This is a genomic window from Flavobacterium sp. KBS0721 (assembly GCF_002007065.3).
Lineage (GTDB): Bacteria > Bacteroidota > Bacteroidia > Flavobacteriales > Flavobacteriaceae > Flavobacterium > Flavobacterium piscis.
Genome location: NZ_CP042170.1, coordinates 3,216,243 through 3,238,086, shown reverse-complemented (window position 1 = coordinate 3,238,086; position 21,844 = coordinate 3,216,243). Strand labels below are relative to the sequence as shown.

The window sequence follows — 21,844 nt, the reverse complement described above, 5'->3', positions numbered from 1 at the left end:
ACTTTACTTTTTAAAATTGATAGTTCTAATTTTTGAAATGACAGCTGTCTTTTGAGCTATTGGAAAATCACTTTCTGAAAACGCTGTATAAATGTTATAGATAAAGTAACTTCCTGTTAGAATGATAAATGAAATCAGCAGACAGATAAGCTTTCTTCTGGAAAGACCATTGATCAGTACATCCATTTTCTGAACCCATTTTGTCTGCGCAGAATGATAATACCTGTGATACACAAAAGGAGTTTGCTGTTTTTTGAATAGTGATTTCATAATGTTTATTTTCTATTCTCAACAGCTAAATCTTTGTTTTCAATGGTATTCCATCTCTCAATTAAAAAACCGTGCGGATTGTTATCACTTCGCGATACGTTCCTAAGACTTCCCTCTGTCACAAGGTTTCTTTTCACAATGCTGGTCGTTCGTATGATATTCTGTTTTGCAAAACATTTAAAGCGGTAGGGATATTCACGGATATCGATTGCGATACTGTCAATCTGAATGGTCTGACTAATATTTCCGGAGATAATTCCGGAATAAAAACCATTTTCTTTCAGGTCATCATAAATCCGTTTTGCACTGTCATCAGCCAGATAAAGCGCTTTTGTAATGTTGGTTTTAATTACTTTATCATCGGGATCAAGGGTAAAGAAAAATTTGTGAAAGGTCTTTACATGATCTCTTGCTTCCACCGGTACATTATCTTTTCTCTCCGACGCGTAAGCTTCGAGCGCTTTTCCATTTGCCAGTATATAAACCTTATCCTGCATCTGGGTTACCGACTCAAAACTTTTGTAAAGTGTATAACAGCTTATCATAATACATCCCACAATAACCAGCATCGTAAACCCTCTTACATATCGGAATGCAGTATCAATATTTTTCATTTTGGTAAACATGAGCAGATTTTTTTTGATTATTTAGAATTCCCTTTAAGCCTGTCGCTCATATAGTTTCCTTTCTCTTCAAAATACGGAGCACTTCCGGCAGATGACGACATACTTTGGGACATTCGCCCTGCCGCATTGCCCATTGCATCCAGTACCATACCAGCTCCCATTGATGTTTTTGAAACCACTGAACTGGTTGAATTACTGAAGAGTCCGGTAACTTTCTGACCTAAGGCGCCTCCTCCGGCAGCGTGGACTATATAATTGGCAACCGATGGAACCGTAAAATATCCTATGATTCCGATAATCATAAAAATCAAGTAAGACATATCGGTCCTGCTGAAAAAAGTATCTCCTGTGGACTGTACCTGAGAAAGGTCAAGTTTTAGCATCAGTTCCTGAATTTTCCCAATGATGCTTCCAAAGATATTGGCCACTGGAAGCCAAAGATAAATGTTGATATATCTCGCCAGCCATACCGTGAGTGTATGCTGAAAGCCATCAAAGACCGCTATTCCAAATACAAGAGGTCCCAAAATAGATAAAACCACCAATTGAAATGTTCTGAGCGTATCAATGCACAATGCCGCAGCCTCAAACAAAACCCTTAGTACTTCGCTCATCCCACTGTTGGGACATTCCTTCGGAGGGTATGAGACTTCTTTCATCATAAATCACACTAGGATGTTTGCTGCCGCCGTAGCCAGTGGCGCTATCACAGATCTGAGGAGCTATTATCTCTCTGTAGGGTGGAACAACTCAAAACCTAATATGTGGCGCTTTGGAACTGAAGACTGGAAACTTTCTGGAAAAACCCCGTTTGAAAATCCAGCAGATTTTGACCGAAATTCTCCCCTTGAATCTGTCAGGCAGCTGGACACTCCCCTGCTGATGTGGACTGGAAAAAAAGATACCCAGGTAGACTGGCACCAAAGCATAGAATACTATCTTGCTCTTAGAAGGCTTGGCAAAAAAAGTGTTTTATTATTATATCCCGGTGAACATCATGTCCCGACAAATCCAATTAACCAAAAGGATATATTCGAAAGGGTGTTGCAGTGGATGGACTATTACCTCAAAGACGAAAAAAAGTTTCAGTGGATCAAACAAGCAATGGAATAAGTATTAAAATAAAAATGCCGTTCAATAGAACGGCATTCCCTTTTTAGGTTTACAAATTTTACAATCATTGGTTGCGAAACAAAACCTCTTGACAGTTCTGTGCTTCACCATAGGCTCGAGTTCCACTTGTGCCGCCGCCTACGTAACACAAAGTTGAAATCTGAACTGTGTTACAGTTTTGCGGCATATTAAGTATACAATTGCCCTGATTATCCCTAGGATAGCCAATTTTTGGTACGGCAAGCTTAGATGCGCTCTGCATCGAAGTTGTTACAAAGGCACCGGATACTGCCAGTGCAACAACAGCAATCGGCAGTACATTTTTTAATAGTGTTTTCATAATAATCAAAATTATATTAAACAATGATCTACTTTTTTCTACAGGTGTTCGATCTTTTTTCCTGAAACCGGCCGGTATAATTTATAAACTCAGTTCGATTTCCGCTCTGAGCTCTTTAATTCCTTTTTTATGATATCTTTCAGCTCATAAGCGACAAGATTATTTCCTATAAGGGCATATAAACAAGTATCGGCAACGATGAATGATTTTACCTTTTCACCTCCAATATTATAAATTGAAAAGCTGAAAAGATAGGAATGCTTATTAATATCGTATAGATCGATTACGGAGGAGTGTTCCCAATTTTTTTTATCCTCATATCTGCCCATTATCCTGGAATTGACAAAGAGCAGATTTTTAAAAACCGCGCCGTGCGCATTAACAATAAAGGGAGGTGCGGACATAGTCCTTCCAGTTCCACGCTTTACGTAAGTAACCTTAATTTTTGCCTTTGAAGTGGTATCAATAGTGTGTCCTCGATAATCAATTTTACCGTCTTTCCCCGCAACTACAAACTCATTTCTATAGTAATATAAATAGATCATCTTTTCCATCTGTTCACTGTACATCAAAATTCCGTCTGTATCAAAAATACCATCGATTTGTTTCACCAGGAGTGCATCATTATAATTTATTTTGTTCTCGCTTTCAGATCTAAATATTCCCAGTCTGTTGGCAAGGTTTTTCCCGCTGTTGTTTCGAAATAGTATTGTAGTGCTGTCTGCAGCTTCGGCCTGGGTAAAATATGGCATTCCTTCGAGTTTCCTGTTAATCCTCCAATCTTTGACAGTGCCTCTGAACATTGCCGGAACCATACCGTCTTTCAAGTAAAAATAGCCGCCCCTGACACTTAGCGTAACATTTTGGAAAGCTGTATTTTCAGGATCAAAATCAATTTTTACAATTTTTTTATTACTCAGATTACTGTCAAAAGACACAAGTATCTGCGGATTGCTGAAATTGCCCAGGTATAATTTTCCGGCAGCAAATCCAGCAATGTAAAATGAATTAAATTTCAAATCCGTTTGTTGAAGCTGGACGGCGGTATTCTTGGGGTATCTCCTTTGGAAGGGGTTGCTGTAATGCATAATTTCCTCCGACCAGATAAACAAAACTACAACAGCTGCTATACCGAAAAAGCAGGAATAAACCATTGTTTTTAAAAAGGGAATAAATTCCCAGCTGTTTTTTATGTTCCTGTCTCTGTTTCCCTTTATTATTACAGCAATAAAAGCTAATATAACAAACACCAGATTAAATAACAGGTGGGCATTCCAGCTCATTTTTTCCAATATTCCTCCGCATGAACACGGGACGAAAGAACTGTAATGGAGTATAATAAAAATATATACTGTAAACATCACCATAAGGTTAAAGGCCAGTACAAGTCCCCATAATCTGGTGGAGCGAAAAATCAGTAGCGCTGCAATTAACAGCTCCACCAGAGGAACTGTCCAGGACATCCAGGATGCGAAAGCACTCAAAAGAGGAGACTGCCCAAGCTGTACTCTAAAGTTTTCAAAATCGAGCATTTTACTTACAGCGGCATAAACAAACAGCAGCACATACAGCAGGCTGATGATTTCAATTATAGTATTTCTTATTTGAGGTTTGAGATCCATAGCGGTTATTTGATTAGAAATGAAACGTAAAATGATTCAAAAAGAACATAAACAAATGTAAATCAACACTTTCACGCAAATCCTATCCAAATCAGGCAAAAATTCTTCCAAAACAGATATAATGCATACTGCATTCTAAAATAAAAGCGCGCTGTAAATCGGCTAGATTTGCAGCGCGGCAGGCATTAAAAATGCAGGCAGTCTAAAACTGCCTGCATTTAAAAAGATCAATTCTGCACTACATAAGAACTAAAGCCCTTAACAGCAAAATCAAGGCATAGGTCAAAAGCGGCCTGACCTCTTAACTGCGCCGTTCCTCCCATCAGTATGGAAGATACTTTAGCCTGGTCATTCTTATACTTTCTCACATTCTGAAAATACCCTGTTACGGCATTGTAGGCACCGAATACTGTTCCTTTAGTCGTATCAGTGAGCTGTGTAGGATGGCTCATTGCATATTCAAAGGCATTATCTACCATATTATTAAAGCAGGCTGATAATTCCTCGTTTCTTCCCTCCTTAAGTTTTTTCAATACTTCCCTGCCTGGCGCCATAGCATGCTGGATAATCTTTTTAACTTCCTTGTCAGAGATACGGGTCTTTGTCCAGTAGTTAAAAACCGCTTCAAGACTACTGGATAAGGTATCTGAAATACCCATAACTTTATGAGCCTGCTCAAGGCGGTCTTTAGCACTTGAGGTATGGCGGATGCGCACCGTATTGGTTTTAGACTGCATCGCAGCATTAAGTGTATTGGCGCATACTATGCGGATTGGCGTAAAAGCTGCCGTAATACTGCCGCTTCCGTCATGCGAGGTAGTCAGGAAAAGATACTTCTCAATCAGATCATCTTTTCCTACTCGGATATAATCAGGAAGCTTTGCTGTGATAAAGATTTTCTCACCGTTGCCCAATGCGCCAGCGGTCTCATACATTATGCCGTCTCCTCCGACTATGCTGTCAAAAAAAGAAAAAGCATCCCTGTTCTGCACAATATGGTAATCCTTACCTACTACCCCCAGCACCGTATCATTATCGGTACGCACCGTACTGCAGTAGTCTGGAATGTCAAGTTTTCCTGCAGTAATAAAGTCATGCGTTACAATTGGAGAGGAAGGTGTAAACAGCCTTCTCTTCTCCACTTCAAAATCCAATCCGGCGTGCGCTATTGCTGAAGCGCTTGTAGGGTATTCTTCCACTATCTGCCCAAGATTGTGCCATGCTTTTTCCTTTACACTGAAAAAACTGTGCTTCTGGGTCTGCTCATTATAATAAATATTATGTGCCATGATTTCTGATTTTTAAAGTTAAACATCCAATTAAAAAGGCACTTCCTCCCCAGCCTTATCTTTCCCGTTCTTAACAGCAGTGCTGCTGTTCCCTTTCTGTACACTTCCAGCCTTTTCCTTATCAGCAGCTTTATCACTGCTTCTTTTTGCAAAAGCAAGAATATTTATTGCATTAACATGAAAGTCAATGCTGCCTATCGGATTTCCTTCGCTGTTGATATACACATGCATACCCAGTCTGCCGTTTAAAAGCACGACTGCTCCTTTCTTAACCCACTGCGCTGCTTTCATACTAAGCCAGTATGAACAATTGATAAAAGTTGTCACCTCTTTGTACTCTGAACTTCCCGCCACCTTATAGCGGTCATTAACTGCAATAGAGAAACTCAAAACTTCTTTTTCTCCCCCACGGCGCACTGCCGCATCTGCCGTAACTCTTCCTGTAATTTCCATAACCTTTAAATTTAAAAAATGAATGAATAATTCGTTAACCACTGATCAATACCTAAGGCATATTTTTATGAAATACTTAAGCAATAGCTATTGATCCCTGCTTCCTTAACCCCCGCTCCGCTCCTTAAAAAAAATTGTTTTCAAAAGAAAAAACGGAAAAAAAGAAAGCACAGATCAAGCACCAGCTAAAGAATGCGGAGTGCTATAAGTCCCAAGGGGCGGACGAAAGGAAAATGGAGTCCGTTATGCGCATGCAGCAGAGGGATGGCGCTATCTTGGCTGCCCTTTTTAGCCGTTTCGAATGAAAACCGATCTCTACTAAAAATTTTCGTCAGCAAGTCTTGTCAAGTCTGCGGCCTTCCGAATCCTGCAAAACATACAAATCCCAAAAAAAAAATCAAAGCGCCTGGATGATTTAAGTCAGCGTCAAAGCTCACGACAAGATGTACGGTTGTCTGACAACCGCCTATCTTGCCACCCATTGCCTCGGAACTCGGCGGTGGAGAAACTTAAAAGAGCAGAGTTTGAAACAATGAAAAGGAAAAATGATGGAAAGAGAAAATTCAAACAGATCACGCAGAATTATCCTGCGCCTGACAGAGAAAGAGTACGCAAAAATTGAAAGCCTGTTCAAGGCAAGCACGTGCAGAAAACTGAGCGACTACGTTCGAAAAAGCTTATTCAGCAGACCGATCACAACCAAGTACCGCAACCAGTCATTAGATGACCTGATGGAAGAAACCATTATGCTATCTTCAGAACTCCGTGCAATTGGAAACAACATCAACCAAATTGCCAGAAAGGTAAATTCACTGAAAATGATTCCTGAGTTTAAGACACAGCTGTTTTTGTTTGATTTGGAAAGAAAAGCACTTTCTAAATTAGAAGCAATCAGCAGTCACACCCAGAAAATATCGGAACAATGGTTGCAGTAATAAAAACCAGCCATTCAATAACCAGCATTCTGAATTATAACGAAAATAAAGTTAAGGAAGGAATTACTGAGTGCATTAGTGTCGTGAACTACCCTCTTGAATTAGAGAAATTAAACTTTACCCAGAAGCTCAACCGTTTTTTAAAATTGTCTTCATTGAATGAAAATGTAAAGCGGAACAGCGTTCATATATCTCTCAATTTTGATCCTTCGGAAAATCATTGTAAAGAAAAGCTGATTGAAATTGCAGACACTTATATGGAGAAGATAGGTTTTGGAAAACAGCCTTATCTAGTTTATCAGCGCAATCATGCGGGACATCCTCATCTACATCTTGTCAAAAACAATATTCAGAGAGATGGAAAAAGAATTGATCTGCATTTAATAGGCGTTAAAAAGTCAGAACCTGCAAGAAAAGAAATTGAAGAGCTTTTCGGACTGGTACAAGCTGAAGGAAGAAAACAGAAAGAAGATTTCACTTTAAAACCAATAAATGTCGGAAGAGTCCATTATGGAAAAGCAGAGTCCAGAAAGGCGATCAATTCAGTTTTGAATAAGGTTTTATTTGATTACAAGTATTCCAGCCTGCCTGAACTCAATGCCGTTTTAAACCTCCATAATGTTCATGCTGACAGACGTGAGGATTCGAGAGTTTTAAAAAACAACGGACTTCTTTACAAGATACTTGACCAGAACTCAAAACCTATAGGCGTGCCGATAAAAGCCAGCGAATTCTACAGTAGACCTACCTTAAAATTTCTGGAAGGAAAGTTTAAATCTAATGAAACAGAGAAAGAATCGTCTAAAAGACATTTAAAACTTGCCATAAAACAGGCTTTATTTCATCAAATGATAACTTCTCCAGAAAAATTATCCAAGATATTAGAAAGAGAAAGCATTCATATGATACTCAGAAAAAGTAATAAAGGACAGATTTACGGAGTAACTTACGTTGACCACAAAACCAGATCTGTTTTTAATGGAAGCAGTCTGGGAAAAGAATTCAGTGCAAAAGGAATTCAGGAAAGCTGTGCATTGAACATTCTTGCATTTGAAAAAAAGCATCAAAATTCTGTTTCAACAAATTCTGAAAACTTTCAAGATCTTGAATCAAAAGAGTATGCAAAAGAAAATCTTGCAGACATCTTGCTTCGTGGGGAAAAAATAAATGACTATGTTTCGAAACAGTTTAAACAAAAAAAGAAAAAAAGAATTCACAAAGGAATAAAAAATAGTTAAGGGTGTATTATACAATACACCCTTAACTTTATCTCTTTTTTTTGCTAAGCAATCACTTTTTTTATGCCTCTTTCGGCTCAGGTAATAAAACTGATGCTAATACAGAAATAGCAAGAATACCTCCAATAGCGATTAAAGAATAAATAGACTCAATATGATAGAATGGAGATATAATCATTTTAACACCTATAAACGAAAGAATGATTGCCAGTCCATATTGTAATTTACTAAACAAATGAATAAAATTATCTAATAAAAAGAACAATGCTCTTAATCCTAAAATGGCAAAAATATTTGATGTGTAAAGGATAAATGGATCGCTTGAAATCGCAAAAATTGCAGGAATAGAATCAACAGCAAACAGTAAATCCGTAAATTCAATTACAGCTACAACTACTAAAAGTGGTGTAGCCAATTTTTTTCCGTTTTCAATTGTAAAGAATTTATCTCCATCATATTTATCGCTAACACTAAAAAACTTTCTTATTAATCTTGCACCTCTTGTATTGTTATAATCCTCTTCATCATTATCGTCACCTGCAGACCAAGATTTGATTCCAGCATATACTAGAAATAATCCAAATGCAGTCATTATCAGATTAATATCATATTTAAAGCCTTCTAATCCAGCAAGATTCAAAAGTTTATTTAAATATGTAAGTTCTATTAAGAATGCTCCTGAAAATATAAAAATTGCTCTCAAAACCAATGCTCCTATAATTCCCCAAAATAAAACCTTATGCTTATTTTGATTTGCTACATCAAAAAACTTAAAAACTAATATAAAAACAAAAAGATTATCTACAGAAAGTGCTTTCTCAATCCAGTATGCAGATTGAAACTCATAAAATTTGGCAGCTCCTGCAAAGTGATAAATCAAACCACTAAAAATCATTGCTAAACTTATCCAAACTAGTGACCATGTCACTGCTTCTTTATTAGTCACGACATGACTTTTCTTGTTGAAAATTCCTAAATCTAATAATAGCATGATAACTACAGCGACCGCAAATACTATTATTAATCCTGGATGTTCTGAAAAAATAGGGTGTTGATTCATTTTTAAATATTAATTAGGTTAGATTTTAAATTATTTATTTGCCATTGTAACTACTATAACTCTACCGCCTCCTTCTTTCGAAAGCAATATTTTTTTACCGTCTGTAAGTTCGAGCATTGTTCCGATAGGAATTTCTTTGTCTTCGGTAACATCTTTTAATGAGGATAATTTTTGATTGACAAATACCCATTTATCATTATAAAATGTAAAATAACCCACGGGTACTTTTTGTGCTGCCGTAAGTTTTTCATTTCTGGCAATATTACGATTAACGTGCCATTGAAACAAGTATTGATCGTTATAAACCATTAATCTGTGATTTTCAGGTTTCCAGACGGTTTCCTTAAACTGATAGTACAAATCTAAAACCGGAAGCGTGCCTTTATGCGCCGTATTACAAAAGGGGCATCTTGGTGTATTAGTGTTATCAAAAACATACCATTTTTGTTCGCAGGAAGTATTATGGCATTTCTGCATTAAATCCGTTGTTTTAAGCAATGCTATTTCCCATTCTTCGGCATTTGGTCTTTGCATGGGGTTGTGTAATCCTTCGATGAAGACTTTATCAAATAAGGTTTTTAAATAAGGCCCGGTAACTCCGTAAGGTAATTTTTCAATATCTGCCCAAGGCAAATCCCATTTTGAAACCTGATTTAGTTTTGGTCTGTTCATTGGGTCAGTTGGATGTTCTATAAACATTGCTTTTTCACCCATAGACAACAAATCATCTTTTTCGGTATCAAGATCGTGCACCTTACCACCTTTTAATGGATGTCTGTGCAGTAAAAACATATAGATTAAAACAGGTAAAGCATGCAAGTCCGTTAATCTGCTTGGTAATTTTCTGTTTGGATCTGTTTTATTTAGATGTTTTGTCGAAAGTACTTCTGGAGCTATAAACTCAGCAGTTCCAATTACTTCTGCCGGAAATAATCCTGGAACCACTAATCCGTCCAAATCTATAATACACGCTGATTTATTAATCGGATCGATTAGGACATTATTATATGACAAATCAGAATGCGCTAATCCCATCGCGTGCATTTTTTTTACACCGCGAGTCAAGTTAACACAAACCTGAAAATAACTCAGCCAATCTCCTAATTCAGATTTTGCTACACGTAGCGGAAAATTTGGGTTTCTAAATTTAGAGCCCGCAAACCATTTTCCATTTTTTTCTTTACCTTGAATTAAATCGCTGGTTTCATATCCTTTTTTAAAGAAAAACTTTGAATCGTAAATTGGAACAATAACTCCTGTTAATCCTTTATAGTCAATTACATCAGTTGGCCATCTGTAAACTTCATTTAAATAAAAGTCACCAACTTCTCCATTTTGAATTTGAGGCAAATATTTATTAGTTATTCTTTGTAATCTTTCTTTTTGATTGAAATCTAGTTTATCTCTAAAAATAGCTACCACATATTTTCTATCTGGACTAAAATAAACATCCTTGACACCACCCCGCATAGGTTCGCCATTATCAACAAATTGATATGATTTTGCAGTGTCATTAATTGATTTTACTGTAATCGTACTCATAATTAATAAATTATAGCAAGGGTTCTGTCATCGTGATTTCCTGAACTCCAAAAATCCATCCAAGTAGAAAGCTGCTCTGCAATATCAGAATTTTCTTTATTAAAATTGACTTTAATTCCATCTTCATTTTCTCCCTTTAAATCTTCGAGAAATTCATTCCATTTGTCGATTCTTTCCAAATTGGCTTCAACTACAAATTTAGGATCGTAAATTCCGTCTGTCAATAACATTAAATAAGAGAAATCATCAACCAGTTTAAAACCAAATCGTGTCGAGAATTTATCACTTTGAAAAATTTCTGGCATGGTAATAAAGCGAGTTCCACCGCCAAAATCTCCAACATCGAGCCAGTTCATTAATTTAATTTCGTTAAGATCTTTGCTTAATAATCCAATAGGACAATCGCCAATTCCGAAGGTTAGAATAGCATATCCAAAATCATATTTTTTAACAAGAGCAAAAATTAACGTAGCATGAAAATTTTTAAGTTCTGTTTCGCTCTTTATCGCAAATTCTTCAATTTGTTGATGTGCAAAATGTGCTGCTTTCGAAAGATTCTGATATACAAAATGACTTATCTTTTTAGATGTTTCGTCAGTTGCTTTATGGTGATGATCTATCAAAACCTGATCAAATTCTTTTAGATTTTCTGCATTTAAATTTTCTTCAAAATAGTGAACAACCGAAATGCAGGCTAAGTTCGAACCTTTTCTCGATAATTTTGCAGAACCTGCTCCATCTGAAACGGCTAAAATACTCCAACCAATTTCTTTTAGATTTTTAAATGCAAAATCATCTTCTCTAAAAGAACCTACATTGGCATGACTTCTTCCTCTTTTAGAAGCTACCACAATATTTTTATCTAGAAATTTATCTAAAACTGCTACGTTATCCGGTTTCCAAAAGGGATCATTTTTATCACTTTCGAGGTTCTTCCACAACGATTTTGGATCAGGATTTATAATAAGTGTTAGTATTTTCTCATTTAAGATTGAATCTTCCTGCTCGCTTTCAACTCTAAATGAAATTCTTATTTTTAAATCGCCGCTTACTTTAGGAATTCCTAAAAGTAATTTATCAGTCTCATTAAATTCAAGACCTGTATTTTCTAAACCTTTAATTTCATATAAAATAATATCATCCCAACCCCAAGCATTAAAATCAATCTTTGCTTCATAACTCTTGTTTACAGTGCCGTTTGGTATTGAGACAGTCTGCGTCAAAATATCGTCAATTCTGTTTTTCAATATCCAATTCTGCATGATCCTTTTTTGGTTTTCCTGAATTATTTTTACTGCATTGACATTTTTTTCATCACAAGCAAAGGCAGCAAAAAGAGCCGATTTATCTGAAGCAATGTCAATTTTATTTTGTGATAAAAAAGACTGAATATATCTTTTAGTCTCTTCCATGAATTATCCTTGGGTTCTGTTTACATCAAATCCGCCACCTCCGGAACCATAACTTCCCTGATTGTTACACCACGGACAGGTACTTATATCCTCATCACCAATACAATGTATTTTACCGCAAACACAAACTGCAAAAGCAATTTGATTGCCACAACAAGGGCAAGTTGGTCCGCCAATAAGTTCGTCTGTATTTACTTTATTGCTAAAATTTCCTGAATCTGCCAATTCAAAATAAGCATTATCAACCTGATAAGCTCCTACTAATTTGTAATTTTTAGACGACAATTCGATACCTGCATAAATAGATTCTGCAATAGTCTTGCGGTATTTCATTAAATATGGCCTCTTTGTATTTTGACACTTTCCGTTTAAAACAACAAAATTGTCATCGACATATTGACGATTGGGAGTTTCTTTAGTCAAATCTATTTTAGAAAGTGTTTCGCCGTCCAGTTTTGCCAATTCGAAACCGCTCGAATTATTTTCGACACTTATACTGCTGGTTTTTATAGAATCTGTTACCCATTTAAAAAACTCTTTGTATGATTGTACATTTGTATTTTTAAAATGAAGTACATTTTCTGTAAGCTCGCCTAATAATTTTGTATCTGTTTCGCTTCCGAAAGAAATTGCAATTAAATTGGCTGTTCTCTGCCAGTTTTGTTTCCATTCATTTATTGCTGTCTTACTATCATCCGTAGGAACCCCATCTGTAAATAAGAATACGATAGGTTTCCAATCGCCCTTTACCTCATAAGTTGTTTTAATGATGTTGGTTCTTAATTCATACATTAAATGTCCTAAACCTTTACTTAAAGATGTTCCGCTTCCAATTGGAAATTTTGGCGGATAAAAGCTCACGATTTCCTGTAAAGGAACTAATGTTTTAGGCTGTCCGGCAAATACAATAATAGAAACAAAAACAGTTTCGAGAGCATGCGGATCTGTTTTTAATGCTCGAATAATGGTGGCTAATCCTTCTTCAACTTGTTGAATTGGTTCTCCAACCATTGATTCCGAGATATCGATTAAAAAATAAATGGGTAATCTTCTCATTTCAAAGGAAATTTAATAACATTAAAAAAATAATTAAAAGTATAATCTGTGTCATATCAACTGCTAACCCCACTCCAACCTGAAAAGGTTTTATCATTGTTTTTAGAAAATTAAGTATGGGCGAAAAAATACTATTGAAAAAATCAAAAATGCCTCTATACTGCGTATTTAACTTGTCTTTGTACGGTAGCAATTTGGAATACAAAAAGAGTCCAACAATTAAAATCTGAATAAAAATTTTTATAATATACATTAGGCAACCGCTTTTATTAATTCATTTGCAATTTCACTAAAAACCAATTTTTCATCAGCATTTAATTTTTTTGAACCGTAAACTGAAACACCATTATTTACTGTCATATAATTGAGCGAAAAGGCAGCTCCATAACATTTATTATTTCCATTGAACGGGATTGAATGTAGTACTTTTATATACATACAATTTTGACATACAATGATATCTTCTATATAAAAATTATTTTGCACATAATGATTCAACAAAGCACGTCTGGCTTTTTCAATAGAGAAGTCAGCAATTCCCGTAGTCTGATAACAAATATTCAAACTGTCAATATTCATGTTCTCTAATTTCTCTTGTGATGTAAATTCGTGAACAACCTCATAAGTCGTGTCAGTGTAAGAACTTCTGCTGTTATCATTACCATATGAGGATTGATTTACTTTGTGGATTATAGTAACAATTATGCTAATAATTGATATTAGAGTACCTAGCACTTCCATATTAAATTACTACTGTTATTTCGCTTGGCGGAGGTGGCAATGTTACGCTTTCTCCTGTTCCCTGGCTTTTATTTCCTTGCTCGATCGTTTCAGAAACCCATTTAAAAAATTGTTTCAATGTAGAACTATCAGCAGAAGCTAAATGCACTACATTATCTGTTAATTCTTTTAAAATTTCATCGTTTGCCATATGTCCGGCTGCACACCCAACAACAGCTCCAAAATTTAGATTTCGTATCTCCTTTGTTTTTTCTCTGTAAAACTGAATATCGGAAGGTTTACCATCTGTAAAAACAAAAAGCAACGGTTTCCAATCGCCTTTTTGAGTTGCTGAACCTTTTATAACCTCTTTATTTACTTTTTGAATCACAAAATCCAAACCTGCTCCGGTATTTGTAGGACCGCTTTGCGGACAGGTAATTTCAGGAAGCTGAAAGTTTACAAGTTCCGTTAATGGCACTATTTCTTTAACTTCACGATCATAAGTTATTATACTGATCCACAGCGAATCTAACGCCTGAGCATCTGAACGTAATGTATTAATCATGCCACTTAAAGCATTATTTAAAGCCTGAATTGGCTCTCCATACATAGAACCTGATGTATCCAACAAAAAATAAACGGGTAGTCTTCTCATAACTTTAAAATGATTTAATAATAGAATTACTTGACTATAAAATTAGTTTTGAAATTCATAGGCATTCTCAATTGGTACAACTTCTCTAAAAGAGGCAATACAAAAAAAGTCAATCTAATAAAATGGCATATATAAACTCTGCCTTACTGAATTCTAAACTACAATGTTTAATTCAGACGGAGGCGGAGGTAATTCTTTTAAATTTGTAAGTTCCTTACCATAATCTTCCACTTTTGTTGAAGATACTCCAATCGAAGCGGTAACCCATTGAAAAAACTTTCCTATACTAGCACTATCAGCGGTATCAAGGCTTACTACATTATCTGTGATCCTTTTCAAAATAGCAGCATCTGCTCCGCCGCCTGCTGCACATGCAACTGTAAATGCAATTTTTGCTCTTTTAAATTCTTCCAAACCTCTTTCCCAATTATCGGTAGGAATTCCATCAGTCATTATAAAGACTAATGGTTTCCAATCTCCTTTTTGTTCTGTTGTTGTTTTAGCAACTTCAGTTTCTATTTTATGAGCTACTAATGTCAATCCTTCTCCTAGAGCTGTTACCCCGGTTGCTTTAAGATCAATCATTTGAAAAGAGGCCAAATCCGTTAATGGAATGATTTGTTGCGCTGTTGTATCGAAAGTAATAACGCTTAGAAAAGCAGTTTCAATAGCCTGCGGATTTTGTCTTAATGAGCTAATCATCATTTGCACGCCATTTTTAACAGCCTCAATAGGCTCACCAGTCATTGATCCGGAAGTGTCTAGTAATAAGTAAACAGGCAGTCTTCTCATGGGTATATTTTTTTATATAGGAATATTGTAGTTGGAGTTTCGCTGGAATTATTTCCTTTGAGCTTACTTCCGAGATGCGTTATTTTTTGATCTCTATTACAGGTAAGACTTAACGATTTTATGAATAGTTTGTCCCAAAAATGTGTCATCTGTTGGATCTCCGATTGCGCTGAATTTCCATTCTCCATTACGTTTGTACAATTTACCCATGATTATAGAGCGTTTGTTTACGTACTGAGAATCTGCAGAAACGTTATATGAAGCAAATTCCGAAACTACTTTTGTTGGCGTTCCTTCGTACATTCTAATTTTTGCGTAAGGAATTTGAGAGAAATCTTCTTTTCCCGCATTATTTAAAAAGAAAAATATTTGATTCACTTTGGCATCAACTTTAGAAAGATCAACAGTAATAATTTCATTATCTAAACCATCATCGCCACCTGTATCACCCGCAAGATCATCTCCTGTATGTTTTAGGGCACCATCAGCACTTAACAATTTTCCCTTTGGCAAACCAAATTGCTGTAAAACTTCTATTCTGTATAATGGAGAATACAAATGATCACAAAGCTTATTTTGATCATCAATTAATATGCAACTCAAATCTAAGTCAATATTGATTACGTTTTTTGATAATCCTAAAAATCCTTTTGTTTCAATTGCGCCCCAGTTTACACCAACGCAAAAATTAGTTAATGATTCACCGCTTGATTTCCTTAAATCAATCTTCTGTCCTTTCGTTAGGTTAATTGCCATAGTTTTTAATAGGGTTTAATAATTAATTAAATTTATTCAAATAATCTTGTAAGCCACCTTTCATACCAATTCCAACAGCCTCAAATTTCCATTCATCATTTCTTTTATAAATTCTTCCAAATTCAACTGCAGTTTCAATAGAAAAATCTTCATCAAGTTCGTACTTAACTAATTCTGTATTAGTTTGATCCAAGATCCTGATGTAAGAATTTCTGATTTGTCCAAAATTTTGTCTTCTTGTATCTGCATGATGAATCGTCACTACAAATGAGATCTCATTAACATCAGGTGATATGTTAGACAAATCAATTTGTATTTTTTCATCATCACCATCTCCTGCACCTGTTAAATTATCTCCTGTGTGAAGTACAGCACCATCTGGCGATTTTAAATTATTATAGTAAACGAAATGATTGTCACTTGGAATTTTTCCGTTGGCACCAACTAAAAAAACAGAAGCATCTAAGTCAAATCCTTCCCCTGTACTACTTGAATTACTATCCCAACCAAGTCCAACAGTAAATTTTGGTGCATTAATACTTTGTCTTTGCCCTTTTTCTAAATTAATTGCCATTTTATTTTCTTTAATTAATATTAATATTCAACATTGATTTTAAAATATTTGTCTGTTCATCGACATTTTGCAAATCCTCTAAAAAGTCTACAGATGATATTTTATTTAAATAATCTTTTAATACTACTTGCACACTTTCTGGAAGAGATGTTTTAATAGTACTTAGTTCTAATTCCAGTAAAGCATTTTTTTCCAGAAGTTGTGCTATAATTTCACCTTTTGCAGAATTGTTTTTAGAGAAATCAATATCTTTTAATTTATCTCCTTCAATGAAAGAAAAAGATTTTTCGTTTCCAACAAAAATAAATTTATCGTTAGAATCTCTAAACTCATAAACTTCAATAATCTCATTGTTACAGACTAAACCGCATAAAAATTTAATTTTAAAATTGAGTATGTTAAGCCTCCCTAAAAGCTTTTTTTCAAACTTTACATACTTGTTTTCATAATTTTTTTTTGTTGCAGTGGTAAGCTTTTCGTATTGATCAATAGTTATCTCTCGATAAAATTCTGATTTAATTCCGTCAGAAAATGACATAATATCATTCCAATCAAAAAAACTAGTACTTTCTGATGCAAAAATATGATACAGCTGTTCAATTTTTTTGGACATCTTTTGTGCATGCTCTTTTGTCTGATCGGAGAATTTTTCTTCCCCTATTTCAACCTTCAGTTTCGATATGATATCATTATTGATATATATTTCATCTGTGATTAGATTATATTGCTGTTCTTTCGATTTTTTAATCTTTTGAAACAGGTCAATCAGACTGTTAGTAAATTGAATATGAAACAATTCTAATTTATTAACATCTAATGTCTGGTTCTTCTGAAAAAGGGAATGAATTACTTTAGTTCTTACCAAAACGCCAACAAAGTCCTTGTGGTTAAAAAAATTGGATAACAATTTTAAAACCACGAGCTTTCTGTTACTATCTTTTATTATTTGAACGTACCTTTCCTCTTCCTCTTGCATTCAATTAACTCCTTATTCTTTTTAACTTACAACCCCTTTTTTCAATTCGATTTCAAGGCTTTGAAGTCCTGCATCCAGCTGTCTTCTGGTTTCTGTACCTTGTTCGTGAATTTGTTTTACTTCGGTCAAAGTATCGATTAATGATTTTGTTGTCATTTTTAACGTCTCTAATGAAACAACTGTATTTTCATTTTCTCTGGCTACTTCAATACTGTTTTGTTTTAGCATCTCTGCATTTTTCTGCAAAATGGTATTGGTAGTTTCTGAAACTTTTCTTTGAACCTCAATGTTTTGTTTCTGTCTTTGCAACGCAACAGCAAGTGTCAACTGATTTTTCCAAACCGGCATTGTTGTAGTCAAAATAGACTGCGCTTTCTCTGCAATAGAAGTGTTGTTATTTTGAACTACACGTATCTGTGCTAAAGATTGCAACATTATGAAACGAACAATTTTCATATCAGCAAGACGTTTGTCAAGACGGTTTATGAAATTTCTTTTGTCTGAAAATTGGTAATCCTGGTATTGCGTTGGATTACCTTCCATTACAGCAAGTTCTTCTCCTAATTCTTTGAATCGGATCTGACCTGCAATAATATGTTTTTCCATTTCTTTAATAAGATTCACATTGCCATCAAACATGGTTTGAAGTGCGCTGTTATCTTTTACGGAATTGATCATTCCCGCTTTTACTTTATTACTGATTTTATCAATATTTACAGTAATCTTATCATATTGCTGGAATAATTTTTTTACATCTATTACTAATTTATTAAGCAACGGAATCTTAGACAAAAAGCGTTTGAACGGTCCCTGATCGAGCTGATCAACATCAACATAATTTAATTCTGTCAGTAAATCAGTAATCAAAGTTCCTACTTCGCCAGAATTATACGTTCTCACATTCGTTAAGAAAGTATCACTTTGTTTGGCTATCGAATTTTGAATTTCGGCTCCATAATTCAGAATCGAATTCACATCATTTTCATTTAACTGATTCGAAATAGATTTGAAATTATTTACTTCAGCTTCTGAGATTGAAGTTAAATTCACATTACCATCTTTGTCAATCAAGGCGGTATTTTCCTGAGTAGCTAATTGGTTTTCTTCCATTTTAGTTTATAGATGATTTTGTTGAATTGTAACGATAGTCTGCTCTAACTTTTTATCACTTGTTGGAACCCCAACTGCACTAAATTTCCATTCGTCGTTTCTTTTATAAAACACGCCTAAAACCATAGAAACATTTCCGGCAAAACTAGCATCATTTGCGATATCAAAACGGGCAAATTCCTGACTAACTCTTGTGGGAGTTCCTTCATAGATACGTATAGAAGCAAAAGGAATATCTTTAAAATCCTGTCCTCTAAAACTGTTTATAAAAAATGCAACATGATTTGCTGCCGGTGTTAATTGTGAAAAATCTAATGTGATCACTTCATTGTCTAAACCGTCATCTCCATTTAAATCTCCTGTCAAATCATCGCCACTATGTTTAATAGCACGATCATTCGAAATTAATTTTCTAAAGTTTACTGAATCAATATGATTTTTTTTGTCATCATAAATCGCACAACTTGCATCTAAATCTACTGGTTCTTTTTTGGTACCAAAAAGTCCTTTTTTCTCAATTGCTCCCCAGTTTACACCAACACAAATGTTTTGCAATTTCGATCCATTACTTTTTTCAAGATTTATACGTTGTCCTTTTTCTAAATTAATTGCCATGTTTTAGTTGTATTTGTTTAAGTAATCTTCTAATCCGCCTTTCATTCCAATGCCCATTGCTTCAAATTTCCATTGGCCGTCCTTATTGTAAATTCTTCCAAATTCAACCGCCGTTTCTATCGAGAAGTCTTCTTCAAGCTCATATTTAACCATTTCTGTATTGTTGCTGTCATCTATAATGCGAATAAACGAATTTCTAACCTGACCGAAATTTTGTTTTCTGTTTACAGCATCATGAATAGTTACTACAATACAAATTTCTTTTACAGCCGGGTTTATTTTCGTCAAATCGATTTTTACTTGTTCATCATCTCCGTCTCCGTCTCCTGTCAGGTTATCACCTGTGTGAATAACAGCTTCATCCGGAGATTTTAGGTTATTGTAAAAAACGAAATGAGCATCTGATACAATTTTTCTATTGTCACCCAATATAAAAACTGAAGCATCAAGATCAAAACCTGATCCTGTGCTGCTATTGTTTGTATCCCATCCTAAACCAATAGTAAATTTTGGTGCGTTAATATTCTCGCGTTGTCCTTTTTGTAAGTTGATAGCCATAGTTTTAATCTATTTTTATTACATTAATGTTCGTTTTATATTCTAAAATCTGGTGATAATTATTGCTTATTGCCAAATGAAATAATTCATCGCTTTTTTTGGAAGAAATACTATTTATTAAAAAACTAAACTCCTCTTCGTTTAAGCTTAAAATGAATTTTACGATTCTGGTATTGTATTGAAAATGTTCACTGTTAATCACTGAAATAATGTCTTCAATATTTTTAATATCAAAATAATTGTAATGATTTTCAATTTTTGGATGAATCTCTTTATTTGCAAGTTCAGCGAAGTAAACAAAAATGAAATCTCCATTTACGTTATACTGATCCAAAATCTTATTTACTGTATGTTCATGACTGCCTGTTATTTTGATATCATCTACAAAAATGCATAGTTTATCATTAATAAAATTACGATCTATATAGTAAGTATCATTTGAGATTAAATTCACTCTTTCATTAAAATCTAAATTTCCATAATCCGTCACATAGGTTTGATTTCTATAAATCTTAGATTCTATACTGGCCTTCTTACCGTTTTTAAATAAAAAGCTGTTTAATTCTTTTTTAAAATAATAACATAAAAAGTTAGAAGCAGTTGGTATCGACAAGTAGGGACTTGGCAAAATCACAATCTCTTCATCAGAAAGAAGCAAATCTCTAAACTCATCGACAAATCCAGTGAATAATTCCTTTGCAAATTTTTCTGCATAGAGTTTGTCTCCAAATTTAAATCGACTGTATTCATTCTCTTTAAATGGACAATTATCTTTTTCAATAATTTTATGTAAGCTAAAACTTTTATTCACTTTTAAATTTTTAATAGATGCGCTTCAAATCCAAAATTGATTGCGCCATTATAATCTGCAATACTGTTATCACCAATATGCAGAATCTCACTTTTCTGAACTTTTTTCGAGTTATTTACCTGATCAAAAACCAATTGAAAAATCTCAAGATTTGGTTTTGAAAATCCAACTTCATCAGAATAAATCTGAAAAGAAATAGAATCCTCCAATTCATAATACGCAAGAAGCTTTCTCAAGCTTTTTCCTTTTATAAATCCAGTATTGCTCAATATATTTATTGATTTTCCTTCTGCTACTAATTCTTCAAATTGAAGTTTGATATTTGGAAAAATCAACTCAGGTTTATTATTTAAAAACAGCATCTCTGTTTCATTATAAAAATCCTGTAATGTGTCAGCTCCATTTGCATGCAGGTCAACTTTCAGAGCACCTAAAATTAAGTAATAAATTTCGTGCGTACTTAAATTTAATCCTGTTTTTTCATTAATATTGTTGCACAACACATCATAATAACGAACGACTTCAGTTACTCTTTCAATAGAAGCATTTATTTCAAAGAAATCTTTAAATAACAAATTTCTTTTTTGCTTAAATTCAGGATTAGACCTTATTAATGTAAGCCAGAGATCAAAAGATAAATGGCTGTAATTTTTGTAATTTATTTTCAAAATATGCTTTTAATTCCTGGAATATTAGTTTTCAACAGTTAAAAAATTATTTTTTCACTGATTTATTTTATTATTTCTCCCGAATAATATTTTTCAAGGAAAAAACCTAAATCTGCTTTATAACCTATTCCGCTAGCTTCAAATCTCCATTGATCATTACGTTTGTACAATCTACCAAATTCAACTCCAGTTTCTACTGAAAAATCTTCATCAAGTTCATATTTAGCAATTTCCTGACCATTGGCATCATCTACAATTCTAATATAAGAATTTCTAACTTGTCCAAAATTTTGTCTTCTTCTTTCAAAATCTTCAATAGTAACAACAAAAAGTATTTCTTGCACATTTGCATCAATCTTACTTAGGTCTACTTTTATTGCTTCATCATCATCACCGTCACTATTCCCTCCAGTCGGATCATCTCCAGTATGCTCTAATGCACCATCAGGAGAGATTAAGTTGTTATAAAAAATAAAATATTTTTCACCTAAAAGTTTACGATCACCGTTTATCATTATTGCGGAAGCATCCAGATCAAATTCATGACCAGTACCCTCATTAGGATCCCAACCTAATCCTATAGAAATTTTTGATAATCCAATGTCAATTTTTTGTCCTTTTTGTAAATTTATTGCCATTATTCTAATTCT

At 34.4% G+C, this 21,844-nt stretch carries 25 protein-coding genes and 1 pseudogene; 3 read left to right on the top strand and 23 right to left on the bottom strand.

Translation table 11 applies throughout. The features are described from left to right. Nucleotides 1–3: 3 nt before the first annotated feature. The 3 genes and pseudogenes from B0M43_RS14150 to B0M43_RS14140 all read right to left on the bottom strand — a co-directional run. Entirely contained in the window at nt 4–270 is a 267-nt protein-coding gene (locus B0M43_RS14150; RefSeq protein ID WP_078008743.1) for a hypothetical protein, read from the bottom strand. Between the two features lie 5 nt (nt 271–275). Further along, nucleotides 276–896 carry a conjugative transposon protein TraK gene (traK, locus tag B0M43_RS14145; protein ID WP_078008745.1) on the bottom strand — a complete coding sequence of 207 codons (621 nt, stop codon included), beginning with the start codon at nt 894–896 and terminating at the stop codon, nt 276–278. A 17-nt stretch (nt 897–913) separates the two neighbouring features. Continuing rightward, a pseudogene (locus B0M43_RS14140) lies at nt 914–1,504 on the bottom strand (conjugative transposon protein TraJ); the annotation flags it as partial. Here B0M43_RS14140 and B0M43_RS14135 point away from each other — a divergent pair. Then, nucleotides 1,464–2,009: a S9 family peptidase gene (locus B0M43_RS14135; RefSeq protein WP_078008997.1), complete on the top strand. Its 546-nt coding sequence runs from the start codon at nt 1,464–1,466 to the stop codon at nt 2,007–2,009. The pseudogene B0M43_RS14140 and the gene B0M43_RS14135 overlap by 41 nt on opposite strands. A 64-nt stretch (nt 2,010–2,073) precedes the next feature. On the opposite strand, the gene B0M43_RS14130 is transcribed toward B0M43_RS14135, so the two are convergent. From B0M43_RS14130 to B0M43_RS14115, 4 genes are all read right to left on the bottom strand, one after another. Next, complete coding sequence (locus B0M43_RS14130; protein WP_078008747.1) at nt 2,074–2,349, bottom strand: DUF6520 family protein; 276 nt, start codon at nt 2,347–2,349, stop codon at nt 2,074–2,076. 89 nt (nt 2,350–2,438) lie between these two features. Beyond that, nucleotides 2,439–3,971: a DoxX family protein gene (locus B0M43_RS14125; RefSeq protein ID WP_078008748.1), complete on the bottom strand. Its 1,533-nt coding sequence runs from the start codon at nt 3,969–3,971 to the stop codon at nt 2,439–2,441. A 227-nt stretch (nt 3,972–4,198) separates the two neighbouring features. Then, the gene (locus tag B0M43_RS14120; protein WP_078008749.1) at nt 4,199–5,260 is read right to left on the bottom strand and encodes a DUF932 domain-containing protein; all 1,062 of its coding nucleotides are present in this window, start codon (nt 5,258–5,260) and stop codon (nt 4,199–4,201) included. A 30-nt stretch (nt 5,261–5,290) separates the two neighbouring features. After that, complete coding sequence (locus B0M43_RS14115; protein WP_078008752.1) at nt 5,291–5,713, bottom strand: single-stranded DNA-binding protein; 423 nt, start codon at nt 5,711–5,713, stop codon at nt 5,291–5,293. Nucleotides 5,714–6,258: 545 nt separating this feature from the next. On the opposite strand from B0M43_RS14115, the gene mobC reads away from it, so the two are divergent. Then, a complete protein-coding gene (mobC, locus tag B0M43_RS14110; RefSeq protein WP_371295969.1) occupies nt 6,259–6,648 on the top strand; it encodes a plasmid mobilization relaxosome protein MobC in 390 nt (129 codons plus the stop codon). Further along, nucleotides 6,636–7,886, top strand: a complete 1,251-nt coding sequence (locus B0M43_RS14105) for a relaxase/mobilization nuclease domain-containing protein (RefSeq protein WP_078008756.1) — start codon at nt 6,636–6,638, stop codon at nt 7,884–7,886. The genes mobC and B0M43_RS14105 overlap by 13 nt, the downstream gene beginning before the upstream one ends. Before the next feature lie 61 nt (nt 7,887–7,947). Here the strand turns inward: B0M43_RS14105 and B0M43_RS14100 are convergent, their stop codons facing one another. The 16 genes from B0M43_RS14100 to B0M43_RS14020 all read right to left on the bottom strand — a co-directional run bounded on the left by B0M43_RS14100 (nt 7,948) and on the right by B0M43_RS14020 (nt 21,832). Then, entirely contained in the window at nt 7,948–8,946 is a 999-nt protein-coding gene (locus B0M43_RS14100) for a TerC/Alx family metal homeostasis membrane protein (RefSeq protein WP_078008758.1), read from the bottom strand. 30 nt (nt 8,947–8,976) lie between these two features. Next, on the bottom strand, nt 8,977–10,488 hold the full coding sequence (locus B0M43_RS14095; protein WP_078008759.1) for a helix-hairpin-helix domain-containing protein: 1,512 nt from the start codon (nt 10,486–10,488) through the stop codon (nt 8,977–8,979). Between the two features lie 2 nt (nt 10,489–10,490). Beyond that, nucleotides 10,491–11,900, bottom strand: a complete 1,410-nt coding sequence (locus B0M43_RS14090) for a PP2C family serine/threonine-protein phosphatase (protein WP_078008761.1) — start codon at nt 11,898–11,900, stop codon at nt 10,491–10,493. Nucleotides 11,901–11,903: 3 nt separating this feature from the next. Then, nucleotides 11,904–12,956, bottom strand: coding sequence for a TerY-C metal binding domain-containing protein (locus B0M43_RS14085; RefSeq protein WP_078008762.1), 1,053 nt, complete (start codon nt 12,954–12,956; stop codon nt 11,904–11,906). A 252-nt stretch (nt 12,957–13,208) separates the two neighbouring features. After that, nucleotides 13,209–13,697, bottom strand: a complete 489-nt coding sequence (locus B0M43_RS14075; protein WP_123921851.1) for a hypothetical protein — start codon at nt 13,695–13,697, stop codon at nt 13,209–13,211. Between the two features lies 1 nt (nt 13,698). Then, a complete protein-coding gene (locus B0M43_RS14070; RefSeq protein ID WP_078008768.1) occupies nt 13,699–14,334 on the bottom strand; it encodes a VWA domain-containing protein in 636 nt (211 codons plus the stop codon). Between the two features lie 153 nt (nt 14,335–14,487). Beyond that, a complete protein-coding gene (locus B0M43_RS14065; RefSeq protein WP_078008769.1) occupies nt 14,488–15,126 on the bottom strand; it encodes a VWA domain-containing protein in 639 nt (212 codons plus the stop codon). A 96-nt stretch (nt 15,127–15,222) separates the two neighbouring features. After that, on the bottom strand, nt 15,223–15,882 hold the full coding sequence (locus tag B0M43_RS14060) for a TerD family protein (protein ID WP_078008771.1): 660 nt from the start codon (nt 15,880–15,882) through the stop codon (nt 15,223–15,225). A gap of 22 nt (nt 15,883–15,904) precedes the next feature. Beyond that, nucleotides 15,905–16,456, bottom strand: a complete 552-nt coding sequence (locus B0M43_RS14055; RefSeq protein WP_078008772.1) for a TerD family protein — start codon at nt 16,454–16,456, stop codon at nt 15,905–15,907. Between the two features lie 10 nt (nt 16,457–16,466). Then, on the bottom strand, nt 16,467–17,432 hold the full coding sequence (locus B0M43_RS14050; RefSeq protein ID WP_078008774.1) for a hypothetical protein: 966 nt from the start codon (nt 17,430–17,432) through the stop codon (nt 16,467–16,469). A 21-nt stretch (nt 17,433–17,453) separates the two neighbouring features. Continuing rightward, on the bottom strand, nt 17,454–18,542 hold the full coding sequence (locus B0M43_RS14045) for a toxic anion resistance protein (protein WP_078008775.1): 1,089 nt from the start codon (nt 18,540–18,542) through the stop codon (nt 17,454–17,456). A gap of 6 nt (nt 18,543–18,548) precedes the next feature. After that, nucleotides 18,549–19,157 carry a TerD family protein gene (locus B0M43_RS14040; RefSeq protein WP_078008781.1) on the bottom strand — a complete coding sequence of 203 codons (609 nt, stop codon included), beginning with the start codon at nt 19,155–19,157 and terminating at the stop codon, nt 18,549–18,551. Between the two features lie 3 nt (nt 19,158–19,160). Continuing rightward, the gene (locus B0M43_RS14035) at nt 19,161–19,715 is read right to left on the bottom strand and encodes a TerD family protein (protein WP_078008783.1); all 555 of its coding nucleotides are present in this window, start codon (nt 19,713–19,715) and stop codon (nt 19,161–19,163) included. Between the two features lie 4 nt (nt 19,716–19,719). Further along, nucleotides 19,720–20,526, bottom strand: a complete 807-nt coding sequence (locus B0M43_RS14030; RefSeq protein ID WP_078008785.1) for a phosphoribosyltransferase family protein — start codon at nt 20,524–20,526, stop codon at nt 19,720–19,722. A gap of 2 nt (nt 20,527–20,528) precedes the next feature. After that, nucleotides 20,529–21,194, bottom strand: a complete 666-nt coding sequence (locus B0M43_RS14025; protein ID WP_078008787.1) for an HAD family hydrolase — start codon at nt 21,192–21,194, stop codon at nt 20,529–20,531. Nucleotides 21,195–21,256: 62 nt separating this feature from the next. After that, a complete protein-coding gene (locus B0M43_RS14020) occupies nt 21,257–21,832 on the bottom strand; it encodes a TerD family protein (protein WP_078008789.1) in 576 nt (191 codons plus the stop codon). Nucleotides 21,833–21,844: the final 12 nt, after the last annotated feature.

Excerpts from the sequence above, each read along its gene's own strand:
- B0M43_RS14150 (WP_078008743.1), bottom strand. The coding sequence starts at position 270 with ATGAAATCACTATTCAAAAAACAGCAAACTCCTTTTGTGTATCACAGG.
- traK (WP_078008745.1), bottom strand. The coding sequence starts at position 896 with ATGTTTACCAAAATGAAAAATATTGATACTGCATTCCGATATGTAAGA.
- B0M43_RS14135 (WP_078008997.1), top strand. The coding sequence starts at position 1,464 with ATGCACAATGCCGCAGCCTCAAACAAAACCCTTAGTACTTCGCTCATC.
- B0M43_RS14130 (WP_078008747.1), bottom strand. The coding sequence starts at position 2,349 with ATGAAAACACTATTAAAAAATGTACTGCCGATTGCTGTTGTTGCACTG.
- B0M43_RS14125 (WP_078008748.1), bottom strand. The coding sequence starts at position 3,971 with ATGGATCTCAAACCTCAAATAAGAAATACTATAATTGAAATCATCAGC.
- B0M43_RS14120 (WP_078008749.1), bottom strand. The coding sequence starts at position 5,260 with ATGGCACATAATATTTATTATAATGAGCAGACCCAGAAGCACAGTTTT.
- B0M43_RS14115 (WP_078008752.1), bottom strand. The coding sequence starts at position 5,713 with ATGGAAATTACAGGAAGAGTTACGGCAGATGCGGCAGTGCGCCGTGGG.
- mobC (WP_371295969.1), top strand. The coding sequence starts at position 6,259 with ATGATGGAAAGAGAAAATTCAAACAGATCACGCAGAATTATCCTGCGC.
- B0M43_RS14105 (WP_078008756.1), top strand. The coding sequence starts at position 6,636 with ATGGTTGCAGTAATAAAAACCAGCCATTCAATAACCAGCATTCTGAAT.
- B0M43_RS14100 (WP_078008758.1), bottom strand. The coding sequence starts at position 8,946 with ATGAATCAACACCCTATTTTTTCAGAACATCCAGGATTAATAATAGTA.
- B0M43_RS14095 (WP_078008759.1), bottom strand. The coding sequence starts at position 10,488 with ATGAGTACGATTACAGTAAAATCAATTAATGACACTGCAAAATCATAT.
- B0M43_RS14090 (WP_078008761.1), bottom strand. The coding sequence starts at position 11,900 with ATGGAAGAGACTAAAAGATATATTCAGTCTTTTTTATCACAAAATAAA.
- B0M43_RS14085 (WP_078008762.1), bottom strand. The coding sequence starts at position 12,956 with ATGAGAAGATTACCCATTTATTTTTTAATCGATATCTCGGAATCAATG.
- B0M43_RS14075 (WP_123921851.1), bottom strand. The coding sequence starts at position 13,697 with ATGGAAGTGCTAGGTACTCTAATATCAATTATTAGCATAATTGTTACT.
- B0M43_RS14070 (WP_078008768.1), bottom strand. The coding sequence starts at position 14,334 with ATGAGAAGACTACCCGTTTATTTTTTGTTGGATACATCAGGTTCTATG.
- B0M43_RS14065 (WP_078008769.1), bottom strand. The coding sequence starts at position 15,126 with ATGAGAAGACTGCCTGTTTACTTATTACTAGACACTTCCGGATCAATG.
- B0M43_RS14060 (WP_078008771.1), bottom strand. The coding sequence starts at position 15,882 with ATGGCAATTAACCTAACGAAAGGACAGAAGATTGATTTAAGGAAATCA.
- B0M43_RS14055 (WP_078008772.1), bottom strand. The coding sequence starts at position 16,456 with ATGGCAATTAATTTAGAAAAAGGGCAAAGACAAAGTATTAATGCACCA.
- B0M43_RS14050 (WP_078008774.1), bottom strand. The coding sequence starts at position 17,432 with ATGCAAGAGGAAGAGGAAAGGTACGTTCAAATAATAAAAGATAGTAAC.
- B0M43_RS14045 (WP_078008775.1), bottom strand. The coding sequence starts at position 18,542 with ATGGAAGAAAACCAATTAGCTACTCAGGAAAATACCGCCTTGATTGAC.
- B0M43_RS14040 (WP_078008781.1), bottom strand. The coding sequence starts at position 19,157 with ATGGCAATTAATTTAGAAAAAGGACAACGTATAAATCTTGAAAAAAGT.
- B0M43_RS14035 (WP_078008783.1), bottom strand. The coding sequence starts at position 19,715 with ATGGCTATCAACTTACAAAAAGGACAACGCGAGAATATTAACGCACCA.
- B0M43_RS14020 (WP_078008789.1), bottom strand. The coding sequence starts at position 21,832 with ATGGCAATAAATTTACAAAAAGGACAAAAAATTGACATTGGATTATCA.